The organism is Pseudomonas sp. GW821-FHT02H09 (assembly GCF_059421425.1).
This window is the reverse complement of record NZ_JBWKVA010000023.1, coordinates 97,995-108,303: the sequence shown is the minus strand read 5'-3', so window position 1 is coordinate 108,303 and position 10,309 is coordinate 97,995. Positions and strand designations below refer to the sequence as shown.

The following is a 10,309-nucleotide window of genomic DNA, read 5'->3' as shown; positions in this document are numbered from 1 at the left end:
GACGGGACTCGAACCCGCGACCCCCGGCGTGACAGGCCGGTATTCTAACCGACTGAACTACCGCTGCGCGTAACACTGAATGCGAATGGTGGGTGATGACGGGATCGAACCGCCGACATTCTGCTTGTAAGGCAGACGCTCTCCCAGCTGAGCTAATCACCCTTCACGTTCGGTGTGGCGCGCATTCTACGGAGCAGTCCCACCTCTGGCAAGCACTTTTTAAAATAATTTTTTCAGGCCTTCCAAAGGCTTAGCGAAGGGTTGGCCTATGACGCTGCGCGGAGAATAATGCCCGCCTTTGTATAAAGGAGAGATTCACCCCATGTGGTTCAAAAACCTGCTTATCTATCGCCTGACCCAAGATCTGCCTTTTGATGCTGAGGCGCTGGAAACCGCACTGGCCACCAAACTGGCGCGTCCATGTGCAAGTCAGGAGTTGACCACCTACGGTTTCGTCGCGCCGTTCGGCAAAGGCGAAGATGCCCCCCTGGTGCACGTCAGCCAGGATTTCCTGCTGATCGCCGCACGCAAGGAAGAACGCATTCTGCCGGGCAGCGTCGTACGTGACGCGCTCAAGGAAAAGGTCGAAGAGATCGAAGCCGAGCAAATGCGCAAGGTTTACAAGAAGGAGCGCGATCAGCTCAAGGATGAAATCATCCAGGCCTTCCTGCCCCGCGCCTTTATCCGTCGTTCGGCCACTTTCGCCGCCATCGCACCGAAACAGGGGCTGATCCTGGTCAACGCTTCCAGCCCGAAACGTGCCGAAGACCTGCTGTCGACCCTGCGTGAAGTGATCGGCTCGCTGCCGGTTCGCCCACTGACCGTGAAGATCGCTCCAAGCGCGACCATGACCGATTGGGTAAAAACCCTAAAAGCTGCGGACGACTTCTTCGTGCTCGATGAATGCGAACTGCGCGATACCCACGAAGATGGCGGCATCGTGCGTTGCAAGCGTCAGGACCTGACCAGCGACGAAATCCAGTTGCACCTGAGCACCGGAAAAGTGGTGACTCAGCTGTCGCTGGCCTGGCAGGACAAACTGTCTTTCGTGCTCGATGACAAGATGGTGGTCAAGCGCCTGAAGTTCGAAGACCTGCTGCAGGATCAGGCAGAACAGGACGGTGGCGATGAAGCCCTCGGCCAACTGGACGCCAGCTTCACCCTGATGATGCTGACCTTCGGCGAATTCCTCCCGACGCTGGTTGAGGCGTTGGGCGGCGAAGAGCTTCCGCAAGGGATCTAAAGGCTTGTGATCTCTACTGTGGAAAGAGCCGGGCGACGTTCGCTTGCTCGCGATAGCGCACTGTCAGTTGGCATAGATGTTGACTGTTATGACGCCTTCGCGAGCATCGGAACGCCGCCCGGCCCGCTCCTACAGTTGTTTTGTGGTGCTACTTAATAACAAGGAACAGGTCATGCGTGCATTGGCAGCACTGAGTCGCTTTGTCGGCAACACCTTCGCTTACTGGGTTTTGATCTTCGCGGTGGTGGCCTTCCTGCAACCGGCGTGGTTCATCGGTTTGAAAGGCGCCATCGTGCCGCTGCTGGGGCTGGTGATGTTCGGCATGGGCCTGACCCTCAAGCTTGAAGACTTCGCTGAAGTTGCCCGCCACCCGTGGCGCGTGGCGCTGGGCGTGGTCGCACATTTCGTGATCATGCCCGGTGTGGCGTGGTTACTTTGCCAGGCGTTTCACCTGCCGCCAGAAATTTCCGTCGGGGTAATTCTGGTCGGATGCTGCCCGAGCGGCACCTCGTCGAACGTGATGACCTGGCTGGCCCGCGGGGACCTGGCTCTGTCGGTGGCGATTGCCGCCGTCACCACCCTGCTCGCTCCGTTGCTGACGCCGGCCCTGATGTGGCTGCTGGCCTCGGCATGGTTGCCGGTACCGTTCATGGAACTGTTCTGGTCGATCCTGCAAGTCGTTTTGCTGCCGATCATGCTCGGTGTGGTCGCCCAGCGTCTGCTGGGAGCTCGGGTCCGCCATGCGGTTGACGTGCTGCCGCTGGTTTCGGTAGTCAGCATCGTGATCATCGTCGCCGCCGTTGTTGCGGCGAGTCAGGCAAAGATTGCAGAGTCCGGCCTGTTGATCATGGCCGTGGTGATGCTGCATAACAGCTTCGGCTTCCTGCTGGGTTACTTCACCGGACACCTGTTCAAACTGCCATTGGCGCAACGCAAGTCCCTGTCACTGGAAGTCGGCATGCAGAACTCCGGCCTGGGCGCGGCGTTGGCCAGCGCACACTTCTCGCCGCTGGCGGCGGTACCGAGCGCGTTGTTCAGTGTATGGCACAACATTTCCGGGGCGCTGCTCTCGACGTATTTGCGCCGGATGAGTGAGAAACAGGACCGCGAACTGGCCGCGCAGCAAGCAGCCGACTGACCCTGGAACTTGATCCCCAAGTTAATAATGGGCACTATACTGCGCATCGCGAGGACGACCTCGCGGCTCGAACGAGTTATTTATCTGGGGACGACCCCGTCAATCGATGGAGGTCTTCATGTCCTGGATCATCCTGTTTTTCGCTGGCCTGTTTGAAGTCGGCTGGGCCGTTGGCCTGAAATACACCGACGGCTTCAGCCGCCCCCTTCCCACCGTCCTGACCATCGGCGCTATGGCGATCAGCCTCGGCCTGCTTGGCCTGGCGATGAAGGATCTGCCACTGGGCACTGCCTACGCCATCTGGACCGGCGTCGGCGCAGTGGGCACGGTCATCGCCGGGATCATCCTGTTTGGTGAATCCATGGCGTTGTTCCGCCTGGCCAGCGTCGCGCTGATCATTGCCGGGTTGGTTGGGCTCAAAGCCAGCGCTTAGGCCGCTACCGCCATCGCGGGCAAGCCTCGCTCCTACAGAGTTGCGTCAGGCCACAATCATGTGATCGATGCCCCCCCGTAGGAGCGAGGCTTGCCCGCGATGGCATCAGCGAAATCACCGACTATCTAACGGTTCCACGCAACTGCCCAACCAACGCCTGCAAGTGCGCCGGTTCTGCAACTTCCACTGTTACCGCCGGCCCGGCCACCAGGGTCACACGCGACCAGAGTCGGTGGAACAAACCCTTGCTCGGATCGCGACTGAAGAAGCTGCCCCACAACCCCTGCAAGGCCAATGGAATCACCGGCACCGGTGTCTCTTCCAGTATCCGTGTCAGCCCACTCTTGAATTCATTGATCTCGCCATCGGCAGTCAGCTTGCCTTCCGGGAAGATGCACACCAACTCGCCATCCTTCAGGTATTGGGCGATGCGCTTGAAGGCTCTTTCGTAAATCTGGATATCTTCCTGGCGCCCGGCAATTGGAATGGTCCCGGCAGTACGGAAGATGAAGTTCAACACCGGCAGGTTGTAGATTTTGTAATACATCACGAAGCGAATCGGCCGACGCACCGCGCCACCAATCAGCAAGGCGTCAACAAACGAAACGTGATTGCAGACCAGCAGCGCCGCGCCTTCATCGGGAATCAACTCGAGGTTGCGGTGCCGCACGCGGTACATGGAATGGCTGAGCAGCCAGATCATGAAGCGCATGCTGAACTCGGGAACGATGCTGAAGATGTAGACGTTTACACCGATGTTCAGCAGCGACACCACCAGGAACAACTGTGGGATCGACAATTTGGCAAGGCTGAGCAGCACGATCGAGACAATCGCCGAAACCACCATGAACAAGGCATTGAGGATGTTGTTCGCCGCAATCACCCGCGCCCGCTCGTTTTCAGCGGTGCGCGACTGAATCAGCGCGTACAGCGGCACGATATAGAAACCGCCGAAAATGCCCAGGCCAAGAATATCGATCAACACCCACCAGGCCGGGCCGTAGCTGAGCACCGCGATCCAGTCATTGGCCTGGACGTTCTGCGCAAAGCCGCCGGAGTGCCACCACAGCAGCAGGCCAAACACCGTCAGGCCGAACGAGCCGAACGGCACCAGGCCAATCTCCACTTTGCGCCCGGAGAGCTTTTCGCAGAGCATCGAGCCCGTCGCGATGCCTACCGAAAACACCGTGAGAATCAGCGTGACCACGGTTTCGTCGCCGTACAGCCACTCTTTGGCGTAGGCCGGAATCTGCGTCAGGTAAATTGCCCCGACAAACCAGAACCACGAATTACCGACAATCGAGCGGGACACCGCGGGCGTTTGTCCCAGCCCCATACGCAAGGTGGCCCAGGACTGGCTGAAAATGTTCCAGTTCAGGCGCATTTGTGGAGTGGCCGCTGCAGCCCGGGGAATGCTACGACTGGCCAGATAACCGAGCACCGCAACGCCGATGATCGCCGTAGAAACAATCGGCGCGTAATGACTGGAAGACATCATGATCCCGGCGCCGATGGTCCCGGCCAGAATCGCCAGAAAGGTGCCCATTTCCACCAGACCGTTACCGCCCACCAGTTCCTCTTCGCGCAACGCTTGCGGCAAGATCGAATACTTCACCGGACCGAACAGCGCCGAGTGAGTGCCCATGGCGAACAGCGCCACCAGCATCAGCGACAGATGATCGAACATGAAACCAACGGCGCCGACCGCCATGATCGCAATTTCGCCGAGCTTGATCAGACGGATCAACGCGTCCTTGGCGAACTTCTCGCCGAATTGCCCGGCCAGGGCCGAGAACAGAAAGAACGGCAGGATGAACAGCAGCGCGCAGAGATTGACCCAGATCGACCGGTCACCCTCGATAGTCAACTTGTACAGAATGGCGAGGATCAGCGACTGCTTGAAGATGTTGTCGTTGAACGCCCCAAGGGACTGCGTAACAAAAAACGGCAGGAAACGCCGTTTGCGAAGCAAGGTGAACTGCGACGGGTGACTCATCTTCCATGTCCCTGAGTGGCTTGGATGCGGTTATTGGATTGGAATGCCGAACTTCGATCCAGGCCACAACCTTAGCTAATCTTTGCCGGTTATTTTGCTAATCCTGCAATGCACGGCGAAACAAACAACTCACCTCGATAGGCGCCTTGTACGGTTCGTTTCGACACAATCAGCCACATAATCGCCAATGCAGCCACCAGAACGCAGCCAAACACACTGAAGAACGTCAGGTTCAAGGTGCTGGCCAGCTTCAAAGTGGCCAGTGAATAGACACCCAGCGGGAAGGTAAAACCCCACCAGCCAAGATTGAACGGGATTCCGGCGCGCAAGTAACGAAGGGTGATCAGCACCGCGATCAGCATCCACCACAGCCCGAACCCCCACAGCGTAATACCGGCCACCAACCCCAGCCCGGCTGCAATTTCGCCGACGCCCGGCAAACCGTTTGCGGCAAAGATCGCTGGAGCATCGGCCCCCAACAGCAACATACCCAGCGCTCCGGTACCGATTGGCCCAAGGGCCAGCCAGCTCGAAGCGGCCATGTTTGCGGGGGGTAATTTATGCAACGCCATGCGCAGCAACAGGATAGTCAGGATGCTGAAGGCCACCGGCAGTGAAAAGGCCCACAACACGTAGCTGGTGACGAGCACCACAAGCTGCGAATGGGCATCAAGCAGATGAGGGGCCAGCAAGCCACCGCTGGCCGCCGCGACTTCAGCCGCAACCACCGGCAAAAGCCAGACGGCAGTCATCTGGTCAATGCTGTGTTCCTGGCGGGTGAACATCATGTAGGGGATGAGTACGCCGCAAGCCAGCGACATGGCGACATCCAGCCACCAGAGCACTTCGGCCAGCTGCACCACGCCTTCACCCCAACGCGGCACACCGAACAGCAGAAAGCCGTTGATGATGGTCGCAAGCCCCATGGGGATGGTGCCGAAAAACATCGACACCGTGGAATGCCCGAAAATCCGCCGCGCCTCATCGAAGAACAACACCCAACGCGCGGCATAAACACCACTGAACAACACAAACAGGAAGATATTGAACAGCCACAAACCTTCGGCAAACGCCTGCAGGCCGGGAGCGTGAACCGGCAATTGGGCCAGGGCCAGAGCCAGCACACCGGTGCCCATGGTCGCGGCGAACCAGTTGGGGGTGAATTGACGGATGGCTTCGCGCGGATGCTGCAAATGGCTCAGTGGCCGCAAACCGTTGTTGACGCTGTTGGGGCATGTCATGGTGAACTCCTGTCCTCTGGTGAGGTGGAGCCCATGATAGAACTGAATAGAATATCTATATAACGGGTAATATCTCTAACTGTTATCTGTTTTACCGATAATAACTAAACACTGCCTTCGGTTTCGACCACCAGAACCCTGGCCGCTCCCAGCGGATGGGCGACATGTTCGGTGCCAATATCAGCGTAGAAGATGTCCCCCACCTCCAGCAGCGCAGACGGCTCGATCCCGCGCTTGCTGATTCGAGGCGGGAATCGATGAGCGCTGGAGCGCCGCTCCATCAGCCACTGCTGTCAACCATTGTGCGCTGCCTGGCGCTGATCGGCTGATCGGCTGATCGGCTGATCAATATAGTCGTAGCGCCAACGGTGTTCCGGATCCTGTTTTCCGCCGCGCCGCTGGCGCTACAAGAGCTTCATGAACTGATCGAGATTGCGTTGCGTCAGTAAGGCCCAATCGCGAGCAAGCTCGCTCCTACATGATCCCGGCGTGACCCAGCGATTGCTGTAGGAGCGAGCTTGCTCGCGATGAGGCCGGTACAGACAATAACAATTCAACCGAGACTCTCCTGCGACACCTGGCCGCGCCGAGACCTTGGTCGACACTGACTAACCCCAAACATCATGCGAGACTGTCTTGCCGGGCTGTAATGCCCGGGTGTTTTTTGCCTGGAGTTCCCATGTCGCTGTCCAGCGGGCTGATCGCCGCCGTCGCCCTGGCCTATATGGCCATCATGTTCGCCATCGCCTTTTACGGTGACCGTCGCAGTGCGCCCCTGCCGCCGCGGGTGCGTGCCTGGGTGTACAGCCTGTCGCTGGCGGTCTACTGCACCAGCTGGACCTTCTTTGGCGCCGTAGGCCAGGCAGCGGAACAACTTTGGGCGTTCCTGCCGATCTATCTGGGGCCGATCCTGCTGATGCTGCTGGCACCCAGGGTGCTGCAAAAAATGGTGATAATCAGCAAACAGGAGAACATCACCTCCATCGCCGACTTCATCGCCGCACGTTACGGAAAATCGCAGTCATTGGCGGTGGTCGTAGCGCTGATCTGTCTGGTTGGCGTACTGCCCTATATTGCCTTGCAGCTTAAAGGCATCGTTCTTGGTGTGAACCTGTTGATCGGTGCCGGTGCCGACGCCATGGGTACCCGCGCCCAGGACACGGCGTTGATCGTTTCGCTGGTTCTGGCCTTGTTTACCATTGTTTTCGGTACCCGCAACCTGGACGCCACGGAACACCACCGCGGCATGGTGCTGGCGATTGCCTTCGAGTCGCTGGTCAAGTTGTTTGCCTTTCTGGCGGTTGGCGCCTTCGTCACCTATGGCTTGTACGATGGTTTCGACGATCTGTTCGATCAGGCCATGCTCGCGCCACGCCTGGAGCAATACTGGAAAGAAACCATCAACTGGCCGTCCATGGTGGTACAGACTGGCGTCGCGATGATGGCGATCATCTGCCTGCCGCGACAGTTCCACGTCACTGTGGTGGAAAACATCGAACCCCACGACCTGCGCCTGGCCAGGTGGGTGTTCCCGGCCTATCTGGCGCTGGCCGCGTTGTTTGTGGTGCCGATCGCGCTGGCCGGACAAATGATGTTGCCCGGTTCAGTGCTGCCCGACTCTTTCGTGATTAGCCTGCCGCTGGCCCAGGCCCATCCGGCGCTGGCGTTGCTGGCATTTATCGGCGGAGCGTCGGCGGCCACCGGGATGGTGATCGTCGCCAGCGTCGCGCTGTCGACCATGGTCTCCAACGACATGCTGCTACCGTGGCTGCTGCGCCGAAAAAACGCCGAGCGGCCGTTCGAAGTGTTCCGCTACTGGATGCTGTCGGTGCGCCGGGTGAGCATCGTGGTGATTCTGTTACTGGCCTATGTCAGCTATCGCCTGCTGGGTTCGACGGCGAGTCTGGCAACCATCGGCCAGATCGCCTTCGCCGCTGTCACCCAACTGGCGCCAGCGATGCTTGGCGCACTGTACTGGAAGCAAGCCAACCGCCGTGGTGTGTTTGCCGGGCTGGCCACCGGGACCTTTCTTTGGTTCTACACCCTGGTACTGCCGATTACTGCCCACAGTCTTGGCTGGTCGCTGAACAGTTTCCCGGGGCTGGCGTGGCTGCACGGCAATCCGTTGAACCTCCCGATCAGCCCGCTGACCCAAGGCGTGGTGCTGTCGTTGGCGGGCAACTTCACACTGTTTGCCTGGGTCTCGGTACTGTCGCGCACCCGGGTTTCCGAGCACTGGCAGGCCGGACGTTTTATCGGTCAGGAAATCAGCGCCCGCCCTGGCGCTCGCTCGATGCTGGCGGTGCAGATCAACGATTTACTCAGTCTGGCCGCGCGCTTTGTCGGCGAGGAACGAGCACAGCAAAGCTTTATCCGCTTTGCCTATCGCCAGGGAAAAGGCTTCAATCCGAACCAGAACGCCGACGACGAATGGATCGCTCACACCGAACGCTTGCTGGCGGGTGTACTCGGCGCCTCTTCGACGCGCGCCGTGGTAAAGGCCGCCATCGAAGGTCGGGAGATGCAGCTTGAGGACGTCGTGCGCATCGCCGACGAAGCCTCGGAAGTGCTGCAGTTCAACCGTGCTCTGCTGCAAGGCGCGATCGAAAACATCACCCAAGGCATCAGCGTGGTCGACCAGTCGCTCAAACTGGTGGCCTGGAACCGGCGCTATCTGGAGCTGTTCAACTACCCTGACGGGCTGATCAGCGTTGGTCGACCGATTGCCGACATCATCCGCCACAACGCCGAACGCGGGCTGTGCGGCCCGGGTGAAGCCGAAGTACACGTAGCCCGGCGCCTGCACTGGATGCGTCAGGGCCGGGCGCATACCTCCGAACGTCTATTCCCCAACGGCCGGGTGATCGAGCTGATCGGCAATCCCATGCCTGGCGGCGGTTTCGTCATGAGTTTCACCGACATCACCGCGTTCCGCGAAGCCGAACAGGCGCTGACCGAGGCCAACGAGGGTCTGGAGCAACGGGTCACCGCGCGCACCCATGAGTTGTCGCAACTGAACGTCGCACTCACACAAGCCAAGGGCACGGCAGAGTCTGCCAACCAGTCGAAAACCCGCTTCCTCGCGGCGGTCAGCCACGATTTGATGCAACCATTGAACGCCGCGCGGCTGTTCTCTGCCGCCCTCTCCCATCAGGACGACGGCCTGTCCGCCGAGGCGCAGCAGTTGGTGCAGCATCTGGACAGCTCGCTGCGTTCGGCCGAAGACCTGATCAGTGATCTGCTGGACATTTCACGCCTGGAAAACGGCAAGATCAACCCGGATCGCAAGCCGTTTGTACTCAACGATCTGTTCGATACCCTCGGCGCCGAATTCAAGGCATTGGCACAAGAGCAAGGTCTGAAGTTTCGCCTGCGTGGCAGCCGCTTGCGGGTCGACAGCGACATCAAATTGCTACGGCGGATTTTGCAGAACTTCCTGACCAACGCCTTTCGCTACGCCAAAGGTCCGGTGTTGCTGGGCGCACGACGCAAAGACGGGCAACTCTGCCTGGAAGTCTGGGATCGCGGGCCGGGCATTCCGGAAGACAAACGTCAGGTAATCTTCGAGGAGTTCAAGCGCCTCGACAGTCACCAGACACGCGCCGAGAAAGGTCTGGGCCTGGGCCTGGCAATTGCTGACGGGCTCTGCCGGGTACTTGGGCATCAGTTACAAGTACGCTCCTGGCCGGGCAAGGGCAGCGTGTTCAGCGTCAGCGTACCGCTGGTTCGTGCGCAAATCAGCGTCCCGGCCAAAGTCGCCGAGCTGAACGGCCATTTGCCAAGTGGCGCGCAAGTACTGTGCATCGACAACGAAGACAGCATCCTGATCGGCATGAACAGCCTGTTGACGCGCTGGGGTTGCCAGGTCTGGACAGCCCGCAATCGCGATGAATGCGTGGCGCTGCTCAGCGAAGGCATTCGGCCGCAGTTGGCGCTGGTGGATTACCACCTGGATGACGGCGAGACCGGTACCGGCTTGATGGCCTGGCTGCGCACCCAGCTCGGCGAGCCGGTGCCCGGCGTGGTGATCAGCGCCGATGGACGGCCTGAAATGGTCGCCGAGGTGCATGCCGCAGGACTGGATTATCTGGCCAAACCAGTGAAACCGGCGGCACTGAGAGCGCTGTTGAGTCGGCATTTGCCTTTGTAGGAGCAGCCTAGTGGCCTGTGTGGCTAGTTCTGTTAGTCAACTTCGGCGCCAGCAGCCCATATCCTGCGTTGCTGTTCCTCGCCATAGCGGGCTATGACTCGTCACAGC

General features: G+C 59.5%; 6 protein-coding genes, 2 tRNA genes and 2 pseudogenes. 5 read left to right on the top strand and 5 right to left on the bottom strand.

What is annotated here, in order from left to right:
* Positions 1-59 (bottom strand) — tRNA-Asp (locus AC07VR_RS26245).
* 27 nt (positions 60-86) lie between these two features.
* Positions 87-162, bottom strand: a tRNA-Val gene (locus AC07VR_RS26240).
* 160 nt (positions 163-322) lie between these two features.
* Between AC07VR_RS26240 and rdgC the strand changes: the two genes are divergently transcribed.
* From rdgC to sugE, 3 genes are all read left to right on the top strand, one after another.
* A complete protein-coding gene (rdgC, locus tag AC07VR_RS26235; protein ID WP_495012993.1) occupies positions 323-1,243 on the top strand; it encodes a recombination-associated protein RdgC in 921 nt (306 codons plus the stop codon).
* Positions 1,244-1,415: 172 nt separating this feature from the next.
* Positions 1,416-2,381, top strand: a complete 966-nt coding sequence (locus AC07VR_RS26230; RefSeq protein ID WP_495012992.1) for a bile acid:sodium symporter family protein — start codon at positions 1,416-1,418, stop codon at positions 2,379-2,381.
* Positions 2,382-2,499: 118 nt separating this feature from the next.
* Positions 2,500-2,814, top strand: coding sequence for a quaternary ammonium compound efflux SMR transporter SugE (gene sugE / locus AC07VR_RS26225; RefSeq protein ID WP_494993729.1), 315 nt, complete (start codon positions 2,500-2,502; stop codon positions 2,812-2,814).
* A gap of 121 nt (positions 2,815-2,935) precedes the next feature.
* Here the strand turns inward: sugE and AC07VR_RS26220 are convergent, their stop codons facing one another.
* From AC07VR_RS26220 to AC07VR_RS26210, 3 genes and pseudogenes are all read right to left on the bottom strand, one after another.
* Positions 2,936-4,810, bottom strand: a complete 1,875-nt coding sequence (locus tag AC07VR_RS26220; protein ID WP_495012991.1) for an MFS transporter — start codon at positions 4,808-4,810, stop codon at positions 2,936-2,938.
* 89 nt (positions 4,811-4,899) lie between these two features.
* Entirely contained in the window at positions 4,900-6,051 is a 1,152-nt protein-coding gene (locus AC07VR_RS26215; RefSeq protein WP_495012990.1) for a TDT family transporter, read from the bottom strand.
* A gap of 104 nt (positions 6,052-6,155) precedes the next feature.
* Positions 6,156-6,260, bottom strand: a pseudogene (locus tag AC07VR_RS26210) (cupin); the annotation flags it as partial.
* Between the two features lie 120 nt (positions 6,261-6,380).
* On the opposite strand from AC07VR_RS26210, the pseudogene AC07VR_RS26205 reads away from it, so the two are divergent.
* Positions 6,381-6,500 (top strand): annotated as a pseudogene (locus AC07VR_RS26205) (TetR family transcriptional regulator); the annotation flags it as partial.
* A 230-nt stretch (positions 6,501-6,730) separates the two neighbouring features.
* Entirely contained in the window at positions 6,731-10,201 is a 3,471-nt protein-coding gene (locus AC07VR_RS26200) for a hybrid sensor histidine kinase/response regulator (RefSeq protein ID WP_494993726.1), read from the top strand.
* The last annotated feature ends 108 nt before the right edge of the window (positions 10,202-10,309 follow it).

What these genes read in the sequence shown, in the direction of transcription:
- rdgC (WP_495012993.1), top strand. Translation starts at nt 323, where the DNA reads ATGTGGTTCAAAAACCTGCTTATCTATCGCCTGACCCAAGATCTGCCT.
- AC07VR_RS26230 (WP_495012992.1), top strand. Translation starts at nt 1,416, where the DNA reads ATGCGTGCATTGGCAGCACTGAGTCGCTTTGTCGGCAACACCTTCGCT.
- sugE (WP_494993729.1), top strand. Translation starts at nt 2,500, where the DNA reads ATGTCCTGGATCATCCTGTTTTTCGCTGGCCTGTTTGAAGTCGGCTGG.
- AC07VR_RS26220 (WP_495012991.1), bottom strand. Translation starts at nt 4,810, where the DNA reads ATGAGTCACCCGTCGCAGTTCACCTTGCTTCGCAAACGGCGTTTCCTG.
- AC07VR_RS26215 (WP_495012990.1), bottom strand. Translation starts at nt 6,051, where the DNA reads ATGACATGCCCCAACAGCGTCAACAACGGTTTGCGGCCACTGAGCCAT.
- AC07VR_RS26200 (WP_494993726.1), top strand. Translation starts at nt 6,731, where the DNA reads ATGTCGCTGTCCAGCGGGCTGATCGCCGCCGTCGCCCTGGCCTATATG.